Source organism: Dyadobacter sp. CY323 (genome assembly GCF_021390245.1).
Classification (GTDB): domain Bacteria; phylum Bacteroidota; class Bacteroidia; order Cytophagales; family Spirosomataceae; genus Dyadobacter.
Map to the genome: position 1 here is coordinate 118,466 of NZ_JAJUXH010000002.1, position 16,081 is coordinate 134,546.

Sequence of the window (16,081 nt, forward strand, 5' to 3'; positions counted from 1 at the left end):
ATTTTATCTCCATTGAAGTGTATTCAAAAGCTGGATCATGTCTTTCCGAAGGTAGTCAATGACCGGCGCGAGGGAATCGTTTTTGGTGGCAGTCGGGAAGTAAATGGCGCCTCGCAGGAAATGTTTGGTACTGTCTGTTGTGTAAAACTGGTAGGGACTTGGGACATCCCCGTCGATCTTAAATAACAAAGCTGTTTTCCCGGTTTGGGTTAATACTTTTTGCTCCTGGATCGACGAGGCGCGGATTTGGTGTTTACCTGCCAGCTTATAACTATCATTAATAAAGGCTTTTAGTTTCGTCTGATCGCCATCGACCGGTTTGTAAGTAATCTGAATATTCGCATTAAACTGGGGATAATTGATAAAAATCCAATCTTTGCCTGCCGTCGAAAAAGTATCCGGTACTGCCTGTGCAAACCTGGAAATTTCGAAAGTATAAGGATGATTTCCAGTTAATTGCTGATACTTGTGTGCAGGCAGCTCGATCCGGTTAAAGCCTTTGGGCTTTGGCACATAGCTTTGTTCCTCTTTTTCACAAGAAAGAAAAATTACGGCGAGACAAACTGGAAGTATTGAAGAAATTTTGAGCATAAATCCGGTAGCATGAACGACTTGCGCAAAGCTAACGAAAACCATTGGCGTACATTATTCCACGGTTACAGATTTGGCAAGATTTCTAGGCTGATCTACATTTCGCCCGCGCATCACCGCAATGTAGTAGGAAAGCAGCTGCAATGGTATTACGGAAAGTAGGGGTGTTAGTATCTCGTGTACTTTGGGTACCTCAATTACAAAATCAACCATTCCGGGAATCAGCGTATCTCCTTCTGTCACAATGGCTATCACCCTACCCTTTCTGGCTTTCACCTCCTGAATATTGGACACGATCTTCTCGTAGGAGCTATCCTTCGTCGCCAGAAAAACAACGGGCATATCCTCGTCAATGAGCGCGATCGGTCCGTGTTTCATTTCAGCGGCCGGGTAGCCTTCGGCATGAATGTAGGAGATCTCCTTCAATTTCAGCGCGCCCTCGAGTGCCACGGGGAAGTTGAGACCTCGCCCGAGATAGATAAAATTACGGGCATAGGTGAAGATGAAAGCAATTTCCTTGATCCGGGACGCATTCTCGAAAACCTCGTTAACTTTCTGAGGAACATTTTCCAGTTCTGCCAGTAATTGACGGTACATTTCCTCGTTGATCGTACCTTTTCGTTTTGCTGTCGCGATGGCGATCAACGTCAACACAGTGACCTGGGCGGTGAATGCCTTCGTACTGGCTACACCAATCTCCGGGCCTGCGTGTGTGTATGCGCCCGCATGAGTTGCTCTTGCAATGGACGATCCCACCACATTGCATACGCCAAATATGGTCGCTCCTTTTGATTTTGCCAGTTCGATGGCAGCGAGCGTATCGGCAGTTTCGCCGGATTGAGATATAGCAATGACTATGTCGTTTTTCCTGATAACCGGATTTCTGTACCGAAATTCAGATGCATATTCAACTTCCACATTGATCCTCGCCAGTTCCTCAAACAAATATTCGGCAACCAGCCCCGCATGCCAGGAAGTACCGCAGCCTACGATTACAATCCGTTCGGCAGCCGCAAGTTTATCCAGGTAACCGTTAAGACCTCCCAGTTGTAAATGCGCGTCGGCCGCATTCAATCTGCCACGCATACTGTCGGCAATGGATCGGGGCTGCTCAAATATTTCCTTGATCATAAAATGATCGTAGCCTCCCTTTTCAATCGTTTCCAGCTCCATTTCGAGTTTCTGGATGTACGGAATGGTTTCGGTATTATCCAAATTCTGAATATTCAGCTTGCCATCTTTAACCACAGCCACCTCATAATCGTCCAGATAAACCACGTCTTTTGTGTATTCGACAATCGGGGTAGCATCAGAGGCGAAAAAGAATTCGTCTCCCCCCACTCCAATGACCAGCGGACTTCCTTTTCGAGCCGCGATCAATTGTCCGGGATGATCTGCGGACATCACCACAATGGCATATGCCCCGAAAACCTCTTTCAATGCCAGCTTCACAGCAGATTCAAGCGTATCGCCGGTTTCATTCTGAATGTCTTCTATAAAATGGACAAGAACTTCGGTATCCGTATCGCTCAGGAAAACATGTCCTTTTTTAACCAGATTTTGTTTGATAGAGGCATAGTTTTCGATGATCCCGTTGTGGATAATGGATAGGCGTCGGTTGTTGGAATAATGCGGGTGGGCATTCACATCGTTGGGCTCTCCATGCGTTGCCCAACGTGTATGGCCAATTCCTATTGTAGCAGTCAGATGCTTGCCGGCCAGCTCGCTTTCCAAATCAGAGACTTTCCCCTTCTTCTTGTAAATATTCAATTTATCACCTTCCAGCAACGCGACACCAGAGCTGTCATAGCCGCGGTACTCCAGACGTTTAAGGCCTTTAAGGATCAGAGGAAATGCTTCTCTATACCCGACGTAAGCTACAATTCCGCACATATTTTCAGCGTGTTTAGTTAAAGTGTATGTAAACGATACTGACAAATAAATGCGAATATGACTTTGCTAACAAACTTATTTTGAATTAAATACTAAAAAATATCCAATTATATAACAGTGCTCGAACACGCGTAGACAAATTAAAATCGAAACAAAAAGGCACAAAAAAACCGGTAACGTACGTCACCGGTTTTTCTCCATTTAAAATTTATCAGCTCACCAGATCGGTATACAAGTTGTAATATGATTCGGAGAACTTTTCCTCATGCTCATCCATTTGAACACGTTTGGGAGCACTATTGAAAATTTCATTAAGACTGTCGCTGCAATGATCGTCTGCTTTTACAACCGCATCCGCGTAAGCGCATCCGATTTTTACAAAACCTTCAAAATCTGCTGAGTGAAGATGCGCCAGTGCTTCATCACTCACGTCCATTGCCTTCGCTTTGCTTTGCAAATCAGCATCGAATTTAAAGTCAAATGCATTGTTATGTACTGTAAACACACTTTTCGTATCCTTAAACATCGGATCGTTGCGATAAGTAGTTTTCAGATACAAGGGGATCAAAGCCGTCATCCAGTCGTTGCAGTGAACTACATCCGGAGCCCAGCCTAATTTTTTTACTGTTTCTAAAACACCTTTGCAGAAGAAAATCGCGCGCTCGTCATTGTCATCGAAAAAGTTGTTCTCTTTATCAAAGAATACAGACTTGCGGTGAAAATAATCGTCATTGTCAATAAAATAAACTTGGAGCTTCGCATTAGGGATGGAAGCAACTTTAATGATCAACGGCTTTTCTTCATCTCCTACGGTGATATTTATTCCTGACAGTCGAACTACTTCATGAAGCCGGTTTTTGCGTTCATTGATGAGACCAAAACGCGGAACAAGAATCCTGATTTCTGCGCCCCTCTCCTGCATTGCTTGGGGAAGTTTCCTTACGTAATCGGCAACATCGGTGGTCTGGAGGAAAGGATTGATTTCACTGGCTACATATAAAATTCGTAGTTTCTCCATAGATCTATTAGCAGTTTGTGAAAAAAAGTTTTGCAAAATTATACAAAAAAAATCGCATTTTCAAAAGATATTCCAAACTAATTGTCATATTGCGCCCAGTTTGGAATTCCCATCTCAAAACTTTCCCTAGTCCGATGGAAGCGTTGCTACCCGCATTTGTTAAGCATCCGGATTAGTTTGCCTACCGCCTCAGATTTATTTTTTAATGGAAGTATTTACGACCATCCAACACCTCCGCAGTTTTCTTGACCATCAAATAGAACTTCGTAAAACCATTGGCCTGGTACCCACCATGGGCGCTTTGCATGAAGGCCACATTACGCTCATCGAAGCCAGCAATGCAGAAAATGACATAACCGTCTGCAGCATTTTCGTCAATCCTACACAGTTCAACAATCCGGAAGATCTGCTCAAATACCCGCGAACATTGGAGCAGGATCTGGAAATACTCGGAAAAACGGGGTGCTCGGCTGTTTTTGCTCCCTCCGTCGAGGAGATGTATCCCGAAAAGACGGTAGTTAAATTCGACTTTGGCTCACTGGAAACGGTTATGGAAGGCGCGTCGAGACCGGGTCATTTCAATGGGGTTGGGATTGTGGTTTCTAAGCTTTTCAACATTGTTAATCCGCATCGTGCGTATTTCGGACAAAAAGATTTGCAGCAGGTTGCGGTGATCACGAGAATGGTGAAGGACCTTTCATTTAGCCTTCAACTTGTTATATGCCCAACTGTTCGTGAGGATGATGGGCTGGCAATGTCATCCCGGAACCGGAGACTTGATGCGAAAGAACGAAGTGTCGCTCCCCATATTAATCGTATCCTTCAATCAGCTAAAAACGAATTGCTGGCAGGTGAAAGCGTTGAAAATGTTGTTCAAACTGCAAAAAATGAATTTGATGCGATCAAAGAATTCACACTTGATTACTTCGAAATAGTAGACCTTCTTTCATTACAACCTATTCAGAAAGTTGGCCCTGCTGGCATTAATGCGATCTGCGTCGCGGCATTCCTCGGGCCGGTGAGATTAATTGATAATGTAGTTTTTTAAATAAAAGACTTGGTAAGTCTTAAAGACTTACCAAGTCTAAGCTAATTATCAGGATAACTTCCAGTCTCCACGGTATTTGCGTTTTACAAACTGGTTGGCTTCGTCGAAATTGGTGATCTTCATATTGTTACCATCCCAAAGCAATTTCTTGCGGCCTGGATAGTCGAATCCTTTGCCATCGGCTCTGGCCGTGCGCAGGTTATAGCTGCGGATACCCAAATTCCCCATGATAACCGTTTCCGTCAGTGGCCCTGAATAGTCGAATGACGAAGTAAGTGCCTTATGTTCTTTGCTGTTGAATCCGGCTTTGCAGGCATCTGACCACGATACGTGGTGCCCATATTCAGGCATGGTCGTGTATTTATTACCAAAGTCACCTTGCTTGTATTCCAGTTTCGATCCGTCTTTGAGATATACTTTCGGATTGATTCCATACGTGCCGCAGGTCATTACTCCTTTTTCACCGATCAAAAGAACTCCGTTGCTGCTGTCTGGCTCTCCCAGAGGATCATTTGCCGGAATCAGTTCCGGGTGGAACGGGCGAAGACCACCGTCATGCCAGGTAAGCGTCACTTCTGACTTATTAACCTTATTCGCAGGAAATTTCAATTGTACACGTGACGATGGCGGACAACCTTCCGGAATGTACTCTGCCGTCCAGTCCTTCATGAATACCTGGCCCACGCTGCATTCAAGTTCGGTCGGATAACCTAATCCCAATGTCCGAAAAGCCGGGTCGATCAGGTGGCAACCCATATCTCCCAAGGCACCTGTACCAAAATTCCACCAGCCGCGCCATTTGAATGGGTGCCAGGCTGGATTGTAATCCACCCACTCGGCAGATCCTACCCAAAGCTCCCAGTCAATGTCTGCCGGTACTGGAAATTTTTCTTTGGGAACAGGAATACCCTGCGGCCAAACCGGACGGTTTGTCCATACGTGCGCCTCGCTCACATTTCCGATCAGGCCTTTATTAAACCATTCCTTCATTTGCACCTGTGCCGGGTTTGAAGCTCCCTGGTTTCCCATTTGCGTTACTACCTTATATTTACGAGCTGCTTCAGTCAGCATCCGTGCCTCGTAGATATCATGGGTCAATGGCTTCTGAACATACACGTGTTTGCCGCGTTGCATAGCTGCCATTGCGATGATTGCGTGCATGTGGTCGGTTGTCGAAACAGTTACGGCGTCGATACCTTTTTCCATTTCGTCAAACATCTTACGGAAGTCCTTATACTTCTTAGCGTTGGGATGAAGCTCAAAATTCTTTTTAACCTGGGCCTGACCCCAGTCAACGTCGCACAACGCTACCATATTTTCTGCCCCTTTGTTCCAGGCATTATTGGTATCCGAGAACCCTTTCCCGCCAACTCCAACGCCTGCTATATTTAATTTATCACTTGGGGCGCGATACCCTTTACCCAAAACATGGCGCGGAACTATAAAAAAACTGCCAATTGCTGCTGCCGAACTCTTTTGTAAAAAGTCACGGCGGTTAACATCTTTCGGTTTATTTTCTTGACTCATCTGATTTGATAAAAAAATAAGTGGACAATAATAGATTAAAGCATGCGGATTCTGAATGTTACTGTTCTGGCAATAGCGACTGCTGACGGCAATCTATTTTTCGGCGAAACAACAACGGAACCGTAAGGTGGGCCGGTATGTTTTGAAGGCTGGGTATTATTCCTGTAACTTTGGGAAATAATGCATTTTAGTAAAAATTCGACCTACATTAACGGGTAATGCAAATAACAGTAATGAAATCGAAGATTCACCGGGTCAAGGTGACTCAGGCTGAATTGAACTATGTAGGCAGTATTACAATCGATGAAGATTTGATGGATGCCGCCGGATTGATCGAAAATGAGCAAGTCCATATTGTAAATAATAATAATGGCGAACGTTTCGTAACCTACGTCATCAAAGGTGAACGGGCTACCGGAATGATTTGTCTGAATGGCGCAGCCGCGCGGAGGGTACAAATCGGCGACATTATCATTATCATCGCCTACGGATCTATGACTCAGGAAGAAGCGAAAAGTTTCAAACCAATGATCGTATTTCCTGATCACAATAACCACTTGGTTGTATAAGCCTGTCTTTTACACAAACACCGCAGATTTTCTATGAAAAACGTGTTACGTTATACGATATCACTTGTCCTCGCCGGGGCATTGCTCTGGTTTGTTTTCAAGGATATGAATCTGACGGAAATGCTCGACCGTTTTGCCGAGTCCGACTGGCGGTGGATAGCGGTTTCGTGCTTTTTCCTTTCATGTGCGCATGTTACCAGGGCATGGCGCTGGGGAATGCTTATGGAGCCTCTCGGGCATAAGCCTGGGATCGTTAACAGCACAGTATCAGTACTGACAGGCTATTTCGCCAACTACATCGTTCCAAGGATGGGCGAGGTAACGCGGTGCGGAACACTTTATAGGCTTGAAAAAATCCCTGTTAATCTCAGTTTTGGAACAGTAGTCGCCGAACGAATTTTTGATGTTCTGGTCCTGCTGGTCATGATCGGACTGAACTTTATTTTTGAATTTGATCGTCTGAGTACATTCTTTACTGATTTCTTTCAAAGCAAAATTGGAAACAATAACAGTGGCAGCAACAGCCTCTTGTGGGTTGCATTGGGTTTTCTAAGTGTAGCTATTCCCATTGCCATTTACACCATTGGGAGTAGGAAAAAAAGAGCCAAACTCATGCAGAATAATCTGGCAAATAAGATTGTCACGTTTGGAAAAGGGATGCTGGAAGGTTTGCTGAGCGTTCGCAGGCTCAAAAGCCCAGGACTCTTCATTCTCAGCACAATTGCAATCTGGGTATTTTATTATCTTGTTTCTTATGTACTTTTTTTCTGCATTCCCGAGACATCAAATCTTGGCCCTCTGGCTGGTCTTACTTTACTAGTGGTCGGAGCGATTGGAATGACAGCCCCTACCCAGGGTGGTATTGGTGCATATCACCTTTTGGTCGGTAATGTTATGATCCTGTACGGATTGTCCCAGAATGACGGGATCACATTAGCTACATTTATTCATGGAGCGCAAATGGTCTTCATGTTAGCAGTCGGTGCACTGGCTTTTTTATATGTTATAATTCAAAACAAAAAAGAAGTGCCGACACCTGAACAGGTATCCGCAGAAAATTAATTTAACGATTTTCAATAGTCTGGCCAATTCGAAAGTTAGTATGATACCATATTAACTTTTTAACATTTATACCATTCCATGATGAACTTCACTGAAAGCAAAATCCTCCGTTTAGAAGAAGCGATCCCAACAGTTGAAGACTGGCAACGTGCTGGCCAGAAAGTGGTTTTTACAAACGGATGTTTTGACATTGTCCATTTGGGACATATTGATTACCTCGAAAAAGCACGCGCATTAGGTGATAGGCTGGTCCTTGGATTGAATACGGATGCGTCCGTCAGCAGGCTCAAAGGCCCATTGCGTCCGGTGGTAAATGAGTATGCACGAGCAAGGCTCATGGCAGCGTTGTCCTTTATAGATGCTGTCATTTTGTTCGACGAACCGACGCCTAGTCAGTTGATTGAGGCAGTAAAACCTGACATTTTGGTCAAAGGAGACGATTATACCATAGAAAATATAGCTGGCGCGGATTTTGTTTTGGGTAAAGGAGGTGAGGTAAAAACGATCGCCCTCGTGAAGGGTTACTCGACTACCGCATTAATTGAAAAAATAAAACAAGGATATAACTGATATAGCTATGATAGGGATATATGTGATTGGTGGACTTGTGATGCTCGTTAGCTTTTATGTGCAATGGCGTCTCAAGAGTAAGTTTGAAGAATATTCTCAGGTTGGGTTAAGCAATGGAATGAGCGGAAAGGAAATCGCTGAAACCATGCTTCGTGAAAGTGGTATTTATGACGTGCGGGTTGTTTCTGTTGAAGGAAGGCTGACTGACCATTATAACCCGGCAGATAAAACGGTTAACCTGAGCCCTGATGTGTTTTACGGAAGAAGTGTTTCGGCCGCGGCGGTAGCTTCTCATGAATGCGGGCACGCGGTGCAACATGCCACCGCTTATAAATGGCTTCAATTCCGCTCACAAATGGTGCCATTCCTGAGCATTGCTTCACAATATATGCAATGGATTATCCTCGCCGGCATTTTTATGATTAACACTACCGTCATTCCGCTGACTATCGGGGTCGCGTTGTTTGGAGCAACAACTTTGTTCAGCTTCATTACTCTTCCCGTTGAATATGATGCAAGTAACAGAGCGCTGGCCTGGATTAAAAGCAACAGAATTGTAAATGAAAAAGAGTATGTAATGTCCGCTGATGCATTAAAATGGGCTGCCCGTACGTACCTGGTTGCTGCTATCGGTTCACTGGCTACATTACTTTACTATGTAAGTCTTCTTATGGGACGCAGAGATTAACAATTTGTCCTCCTGAGCGGAACTTCATCTAAGATTTACTTGTCACCCTGCGCTCAGGGTGACAAGTTTTTTGGGTAGCCCGCAGAGGCAATTTCGCAAAACGTTGACAATTTCATTTTTTCCTCTGATTCCAGTACACGACCACATTATGGGTAGCACGTCCAGAAGCGATCACATCCAGGTCACCGTCGCCGTCGAGATCACTGGCAATCAGGTCTTCGCAGGCGATCTTAATTTTCTCATCGAGCGTATATTCCTGCCACTTCTTGCCTTCCGTATCTGAGCCTACAAAAATCCTCACTCCGGTTTCACCAATTACATTCGGGTTCCGCCAGCCCATTACTACCTGATCTCTTCCCTGTCCAAAAAAATCTCCGCAAGCCAGCGCGTGACCTTCTTTGATCTTATCTGTCAAAACCGTCCGATTGTCTTTTGAATATACGACCAGAGAAGTGCCATGCATCGGTTCGATCGTGGCCGTGAACAGCTGATTTTTACCCAAACTACCAGTCCGGATTTCCCCCACGCCCTGATCGGCCACCATCCAGTTTCCTGACGGCGCCCACCCGTCTGCTCCGCTTAAAAATACTTGCACACCTTCCTTACCGGCGACAGAAAGCCCAAGCAATCGACCCGGAACTTCCATAGGCTGCAAGTTATGTGTCATATGCATATTTGTTTCCAGCAATTGATAACTCCACAGACCCTTCCGGTTTTCGGGTACATCGAAAATGATGAGTTTCACGCCGGCGCCTACTCCACCTGCATTTCCTTCGCCATGCAAGGGTAATACGGCCAGCTGGAATCCATCATCCGCTTTTTTCACCCATTGCATCCGGTGGATTGTTACTTCATGATGTAATCGTACCGGCTCCCAGAGCTGAGTTCTGTCATCAGGTGCATTCATATAAAATACAGCGCCAGACAGTTTGTTGTTCTTCGTCTCAGACGGATTCCATTGCGCGCCAACAGCCACTTCCACTTTCCCGTCTCCATCAATATCCCTCGCCGCGATACACACATTATCTTGTTCAGTAAGATCCTTAGCAATGACGTATCGAACCCATTTTCCACTTTTACCGCCCGGATTTTTGTACCAAACAATTTCTTTTTTATCTGCTAAAAGTATATCCTTTTTACCGTCGCCATCGACATCACCAGCTGCTAAACCGTAACCAATGCTAATATTATCGTCGATCACTTCCCCATTGAATGTCGGCGTTTGTGAAACCGCATTCCGGGTCATCAGGATTGATACGACAAGTATAACTATTCTATTCATGTGTCAGCTAGTCAAGGGGTTGAGCTATAAATGTTTTTACCTATTTTTTCACAATATACTTCAAAAAGACTACTGAGACCGCTGAAAAAAGAGTTTTTTGTGGGGCTTTGCCAGTCATTGCATACTTTTGCAAATTAATGTGATCCAATTTACCATTCATGAAAACAGTCCCTTTGCATCAGGTTCATGTCGAGCTCGGTGCCAAAATAGTGCCATTTGCGGGGTTTGAAATGCCTGTACGTTATTCATCTGATCTGGACGAACATCATGCAGTGAGAAATAACGTTGGCATCTTCGATGTGTCACACATGGGCGAGTTCAGCATAAAAGGCCCGAAAGCACTCGATTTGATACAAAAGGTTACGTCAAATGACGCGGCTGCTTTATTTGATGGCAAGGTTCAATATAGTTATTTGCCGAATGCGACCGGCGGTGTGGTGGACGACCTGCTCGTTTATCGGATCGCGGAGGACGATTATTTTCTGGTCGTAAATGCATCCAATATCGAGAAAGACTGGAACTGGATCCAGAGTCAGAATTCGGAAGGCGCATTCATGGAAGATCTTTCCGACTCACTATGCCTTTTTGCAGTTCAGGGGCCAAATGCAACTGCTACGCTGCAGAAATTGACGGAAGTGGATTTGTCCACAATGGATTATTATACATTCAAAATCGGCGAAATGGCCGGTATCAGTAATGTGATCATTTCTGCGACCGGGTATACCGGGGCGGGAGGTTTTGAAATATATGTTAAAAACGAAGATGCTGAAAGTGTGTGGAAATCCATATTTGAGGCGGGTGAAGAATTTGGTATAAAACCGGTCGGATTAGGCGCGAGAGATACTCTTAGGTTGGAAAAGGGCTTTTGTCTTTACGGAAACGACATTGACGACACCACGTCGCCATTGGAAGCCGGACTTGGCTGGGTTACCAAATTCACAAAAGACTTTATCAACTCCGAGGGATTAAAAAAGCAAAAAGAAGAAGGGATAAAACGCAAATTAGTAGGCTTTGAAATGATCGACCGGGGAATCCCGCGCGGACACTACGAACTTACTGATTACGAGGGCAATAAGCTGGGCGAGGTAACTTCCGGAACGCAGTCACCTACATTACAAAAAGGAATTGGAATGGGTTATGTTCCCACTGCATTCAGCAAACCTGACACGGAGATATTTGTAAAAGTCCGGGACAAACTGTTGAAAGCGAAAACAGTTAAAATGCCTTTTGTAAAAAATTAATCATCCCAAAAGCCCTATCGTTTCGATTGCATTTTTTATGAAACAACTTGATGTTTGCCTTACCCCCGATCTGCTTCATTTACACAAGCTTGATAATTCCATTGTTGTTGTAGCCGACATTTTCAGGGCTACTTCTTGTATGGTTACTGGTCTGGCGTATGGTGTAAAAAGCATTACTCCGGTCGCCACCGTAGAAGAATGTAAGTTTTTACAAGACAAAGGTTTTATTGCCGCCGCCGAACGCGACGCTAGAAAAGTGGAAGGTTTTGATCTGGACAATTCCCCATTCAGCTATATGAATGAGCGTTTGATCGGTTCACAGATCGCGATGACGACAACAAACGGAACATTATCCATCTCCAAAGCGAAAACTTCGGCAGTTAAAGTGATGATCGGAGCGTTCCTTAATCTCGGTGCGCTCGCCAATCAGCTGAAATCCGAACAATACGACATTCTGGTGCTTTGTGCAGGCTGGAAGGGTCGTCCGAACCTGGAAGATACATTGTTTGCTGGGGCATTGGCGGATTCGCTGAAAGATGAGTTTATGTTACCGGAAGACGGAACACTCATGGCGCAACGTTTATATCTTCAGAGTAAAAATAACCTGTTGGCCAGCGTATCAAATTCGTCTCACGTACGTCGTTTACAACGGTTAGGCATTCAAAAAGACATATCCTATTGTTTACAAACGGATCTTTACGACGTAGTACCAGTATTGCGCGGCAGTACGTTGGTCGCTATGAATTAGTATATAATCAACCTTCACACATGTTTCGATTCGTCTTTATCTTCTTTTGCGGGTTAATACTCTGCACAAATCATGCGGAAGCGCAGAGAAAATCAGCGTCCCCGAGACGACAGATTTTAGCTCCGAAAAAAAAGGCGCCGGTCCCGGAAAAGCAATCTGTACCTATTGCACCGGAAACGTCAATTTCTGCACAACCGAAGGCGACGGTTTCTGATCCGGATTCAACACAGATCATCGAAACAGACACTACGTCGGCAGATACTTTGACAGAGAAAGCCGCCGAAGAATTATTGGAAAAAGCACCAAAAACGGCCGCTGACAGCATTCACTCGTATAAAATAACGGTTGACGATATTTCCTACCTGTCGGTATGCCCCGGAACTACCATAACGATCCCATTCAAAATAGACGGTCCGTTTGACGAAGACAACACATTTGTCGCCCAAATGATAGATGCGACCGGAAAGGCGGTTCCCATCTCACTACCCGTCAAAAAAAGCCCGGTAAAGGCTGTGATACCTTCTTATAAATTAGGTGGTGAGGTTTACAGGATCCAGATTATCAGCACGATTCCGGTTGTAAAAAGCCAGGAAGTTTCTTTGCGGCTTTTGCAGGCACCTACTGCACGAATCGATTTTCTGGATGGTACCCAGTCGGTAAGGATCATGCCCGGACAAGAAGCCAATCTCCGTGTCCATTTTACGGGCGCGGCGCCGTGGTCGTTTCTTTTGTCGGACAGCACCGTAGTAAATCAAACATTATCCAATCCCCATTTCATTACGGTGAAGCCGAAAGACGTGAAAGCGTACAAAATTACCGGTGTTTCCAACGCATGCGGAAGCGGGACAACTACTGGTGAGGCAATCGTAAATGTGAACAACAATCCTGAGCCCAAGCTTGAATTGAAAGAGGTTGAAAAAATAGCGAAGTTATGCAGCGGAATACCTTTTCAGGTTCCGTTTAATGCCACAGGTAAATTTAAAGAAGGGAACAAGTTTGTGGTTCAGATCGCCGAAAGAACCGGTGCTTTTAAAACCATATCCACCCCGGATACCAGCGGCTACATCACAACAGAAATTCCATCCAGCTATAAACCAGGAGAATACAAATTAAGGGTAACATCAACTGCCCCATACCTCGTAAGCCAGACTGCAAACATTTCCATTGTTTCTTCAACTGTAGCGGTACTGCAAAGAGATTCGCTGCGTCTTGGAGAGAATGAATCCGGGGAACTTACCTTGAAATTTACAGGCGGTGGTCCCTGGTTCGTGCTGCTTTCCGATGGTACTTACGAAAACAACATTCAGGAATCACCTTATAAAATGAAGGTTAAGCCTCAATATGATACGCAATATCAGATTACCTCGGCTGGGGGATTATGCGGAGTTGGAAAGTTCTCGGGTACTGCAAAGGTTTCTGTGAAAAGCGCACCGGCTAGCATTACCCTTGAAAAACTTCCTCAAAACCTGGTTTGCGCAGGATCCACATTTGATATTCCTTATAAAATTGAAGGCCGATATAACCCGGGCAATAAGTTTGTAGTACAGATAACCGATAAATCCGGTCGTTTTGTGAGTTTGCCAACCACGGTGACACCAACTACCATGCAGGTGAAAATCAATCCTGGTACGGTGTCCGATACAATCCGCACACAAAAAATCCGAATCATTTCCTCTTCTCCCGCCGTCTCAAGCGCCATCGAGGAAATTGATGTCATCGCGCCCAACAAGGCAATTGGTGAGGTTTCAGGACGAGGAAATGTTACTGCGGGGAGATCTACCAGAATTCAACTTAAATTCAAAAATGGACTTCCCCCGTGGTCATTTACGCTTTCAGACGGAACCGCAATCAATGGCACGTTTTTGAATCCGTATTTAATCTCCGTGTCTCCGGCAACGACCACTGAATACACCATCAGCTCCTTAAAAAGTGGGTGTGGAACGGGTACCGGAAAAGGATCCGCAGTCGTGACGGTTGAATAACTGTCATCCTAACCAAGCTATTTAAAATGACTGACACGGATAAAGCACCATATATTGTAGGCATAACCGGTGGAAGCGCATCGGGGAAGACTTTTTTTATGAAAAGTCTGATTGATGCTTTTGACAAAGAAGATGTGACACGTATTTCTCAGGATAACTATTACCGGCCCATTCATGAGATACCGAGAGATGAAAATGGAGTTGAAAACTTCGACTTGCCTGAGACCATTGATCATCACTTATTTGCAGAACACATTGCGGTACTCCGGGCTGGAAGGGAAGTTCATCAGAAAGAATACACATTCAATAACCCATTGATCACGCCAGAGATCCTGATCTTCGAGCCCAGGCCCATTATCATTGTCGAGGGGATCTTTGTCTTCTACTTCCCTGAAATTGCCAGACTAATCGACCTGAAAATTTTCGTGGACGCAAAGGAACATGTAAAAATAAAACGGAGGATTATCCGTGATAATAACGAACGCGGATATGATCTGGATGACGTACTTTATCGCTGGGAGCACCATGTAGCACCTACTTATGATAAGTTTATTGCTCCGCTACGCTCGGAATCAGATATGGTTATCAACAATAACACGCGGTTTGATACCGGCCTGCAAGTATTAATCGGCTTTTTAAAAGGTAAGCTGGAAGAGAGAAAAAGCTGAGACGATTGGTTAATTTTGAATTCTTGATTGCTGTTTTTAACTAAAATCTGACTATGAAGACCTTTACACACATTAAATTATCCGCACTGTCATGTATATTATTCGGCATGGCCGCAATCCTATCCTGCGACACAAGTTCCACTGAGCCGGTAGATGCATACGCATACTTCCCGTTGGAAGTCGGAAGATATGTGATCTACAATGTCAGGGAAGAGATTTATTCCTCCGGTCAGGCCAATCCTGTCATCAAAACAAGTCAGGAAAAAGATGAAATTGAGGAGGTTAGTACCAATGCAGATGGAATCGCGACCTATACGTTGTCACGCTCAACCAGGAACAGTTCCAGCGATTACTGGCAAAAGGTAAAAGAGTTTACCGTTCAAAAATTTCCGGACAAAATTCTGACCAGCATTGACAATCAAACTTTCTTCTCGCTAGTATTCCCTGTCGATGAAAACATTACATGGAATGGGAATACTTATAACAACCTCGAACCCAGAGAATATCACTATGAAAATATAAACGCTTCGGGAACGATCGGGGCACAGAATTTTGATAAAGTTTTAACGGTCGTTGAAAGGAAGGATACTTCAATAATCAACAAATATGTGGGGATAAAACAGTACGGATTGGGTATCGGCCTGATTTCAGACGACCAGATCAACTACGAATTCTGCCAGAGTGAGGAGTGCATTGGTTCGGGTAAGATCGAATCTGGCACCCGAAAAACGAGGCAAATTATCGAACATGGAGATAACTAATCTTCAAAATTAACGAGGTTAAGAATCGTTGATTTTTTTTACATTCAATGCCCATAAAGTTTGGAAATTAAATTTATCTGTCTAAATTTACACCGCATACTGGTAATAATCATCTAATCAAAATCAAATGAGAACAGTGACATCGCACTCTACACAGACGAAAAAGTCTTATCGCAAACCAACGCTGAACAAGCTTGGAAACGTAGCCAAATTGACCAAAGGGAAATTAGGCGGAAGTTTTGATGAATTAACTGAGGAGCCTAACTTCAATCCCTGATTTTTCTTCTTGTTTGTTTTTAGGACTTAATCGTTTTTTATGCTTTTTGAAGGTTTTTTATATAAACGAAAACAAACTTTCGAAGAATTAAGGCTTAAAAAAAAATACGACGATTTTGTATTAACTGAAAACGGCTACATAGGAATAAAGGCAACG

16 protein-coding genes are annotated in these 16,081 nt (G+C 44.3%); 11 read left to right on the top strand and 5 right to left on the bottom strand.

Annotated elements, in window-relative coordinates:
• Positions 1 to 3 precede the first annotated feature (3 nt).
• The 3 genes from gldD to LZG72_RS03855 form a co-directional block, all read right to left on the bottom strand.
• Entirely contained in the window at positions 4 to 591 is a 588-nt protein-coding gene (gene gldD, locus LZG72_RS03845; RefSeq protein WP_233867771.1) for a gliding motility lipoprotein GldD, read from the bottom strand.
• A gap of 54 nt (positions 592 to 645) precedes the next feature.
• On the bottom strand, positions 646 to 2,484 hold the full coding sequence (gene glmS, locus LZG72_RS03850; protein ID WP_233867774.1) for a glutamine--fructose-6-phosphate transaminase (isomerizing): 1,839 nt from the start codon (positions 2,482 to 2,484) through the stop codon (positions 646 to 648).
• 211 nt (positions 2,485 to 2,695) lie between these two features.
• A complete protein-coding gene (locus LZG72_RS03855; RefSeq protein ID WP_233867777.1) occupies positions 2,696 to 3,502 on the bottom strand; it encodes a glycogen/starch synthase in 807 nt (268 codons plus the stop codon).
• Positions 3,503 to 3,707: 205 nt separating this feature from the next.
• Here LZG72_RS03855 and panC point away from each other — a divergent pair, with 205 nt between their 5' ends.
• Complete coding sequence (panC, locus tag LZG72_RS03860; RefSeq protein WP_233867780.1) at positions 3,708 to 4,550, top strand: pantoate--beta-alanine ligase; 843 nt, start codon at positions 3,708 to 3,710, stop codon at positions 4,548 to 4,550.
• Positions 4,551 to 4,598: 48 nt separating this feature from the next.
• Here panC and LZG72_RS03865 read toward each other — a convergent pair whose 3' ends face one another.
• Positions 4,599 to 6,077, bottom strand: a complete 1,479-nt coding sequence (locus tag LZG72_RS03865) for a Gfo/Idh/MocA family protein (protein ID WP_233867783.1) — start codon at positions 6,075 to 6,077, stop codon at positions 4,599 to 4,601.
• 218 nt (positions 6,078 to 6,295) lie between these two features.
• Between LZG72_RS03865 and panD the strand changes: the two genes are divergently transcribed.
• The 4 genes from panD to LZG72_RS03885 all read left to right on the top strand — a co-directional run bounded on the left by panD (position 6,296) and on the right by LZG72_RS03885 (position 8,966).
• On the top strand, positions 6,296 to 6,646 hold the full coding sequence (gene panD / locus LZG72_RS03870; RefSeq protein WP_233867787.1) for an aspartate 1-decarboxylase: 351 nt from the start codon (positions 6,296 to 6,298) through the stop codon (positions 6,644 to 6,646).
• A 33-nt stretch (positions 6,647 to 6,679) separates the two neighbouring features.
• Entirely contained in the window at positions 6,680 to 7,708 is a 1,029-nt protein-coding gene (locus tag LZG72_RS03875) for a lysylphosphatidylglycerol synthase transmembrane domain-containing protein (protein ID WP_233867790.1), read from the top strand.
• Between the two features lie 81 nt (positions 7,709 to 7,789).
• Positions 7,790 to 8,278, top strand: a complete 489-nt coding sequence (rfaE2, locus tag LZG72_RS03880; RefSeq protein WP_233868865.1) for a D-glycero-beta-D-manno-heptose 1-phosphate adenylyltransferase — start codon at positions 7,790 to 7,792, stop codon at positions 8,276 to 8,278.
• Positions 8,279 to 8,285: 7 nt separating this feature from the next.
• Positions 8,286 to 8,966, top strand: a complete 681-nt coding sequence (locus LZG72_RS03885) for a zinc metallopeptidase (RefSeq protein ID WP_233867792.1) — start codon at positions 8,286 to 8,288, stop codon at positions 8,964 to 8,966.
• A 112-nt stretch (positions 8,967 to 9,078) separates the two neighbouring features.
• Here the strand turns inward: LZG72_RS03885 and LZG72_RS03890 are convergent, their stop codons facing one another.
• Positions 9,079 to 10,248, bottom strand: coding sequence for a VCBS repeat-containing protein (locus LZG72_RS03890; RefSeq protein WP_233867794.1), 1,170 nt, complete (start codon positions 10,246 to 10,248; stop codon positions 9,079 to 9,081).
• A gap of 158 nt (positions 10,249 to 10,406) precedes the next feature.
• Here LZG72_RS03890 and gcvT point away from each other — a divergent pair, with 158 nt between their 5' ends.
• The 6 genes from gcvT to LZG72_RS03920 all read left to right on the top strand — a co-directional run bounded on the left by gcvT (position 10,407) and on the right by LZG72_RS03920 (position 15,925).
• Entirely contained in the window at positions 10,407 to 11,489 is a 1,083-nt protein-coding gene (gene gcvT, locus LZG72_RS03895; protein ID WP_233867796.1) for a glycine cleavage system aminomethyltransferase GcvT, read from the top strand.
• Between the two features lie 37 nt (positions 11,490 to 11,526).
• On the top strand, positions 11,527 to 12,237 hold the full coding sequence (locus LZG72_RS03900; protein ID WP_233867798.1) for a 2-phosphosulfolactate phosphatase: 711 nt from the start codon (positions 11,527 to 11,529) through the stop codon (positions 12,235 to 12,237).
• 20 nt (positions 12,238 to 12,257) lie between these two features.
• Positions 12,258 to 14,219, top strand: coding sequence for a hypothetical protein (locus LZG72_RS03905; RefSeq protein ID WP_233867800.1), 1,962 nt, complete (start codon positions 12,258 to 12,260; stop codon positions 14,217 to 14,219).
• Positions 14,220 to 14,245: 26 nt separating this feature from the next.
• Positions 14,246 to 14,887 (top strand): uridine kinase, encoded by a 642-nt coding sequence (locus LZG72_RS03910; RefSeq protein ID WP_233867802.1) that lies wholly within the window; start codon positions 14,246 to 14,248, stop codon positions 14,885 to 14,887.
• A gap of 107 nt (positions 14,888 to 14,994) precedes the next feature.
• On the top strand, positions 14,995 to 15,648 hold the full coding sequence (locus LZG72_RS03915) for a hypothetical protein (RefSeq protein WP_233867805.1): 654 nt from the start codon (positions 14,995 to 14,997) through the stop codon (positions 15,646 to 15,648).
• Between the two features lie 127 nt (positions 15,649 to 15,775).
• On the top strand, positions 15,776 to 15,925 hold the full coding sequence (locus tag LZG72_RS03920; RefSeq protein ID WP_233867808.1) for a lasso RiPP family leader peptide-containing protein: 150 nt from the start codon (positions 15,776 to 15,778) through the stop codon (positions 15,923 to 15,925).
• Positions 15,926 to 16,081 lie beyond the last annotated feature (156 nt).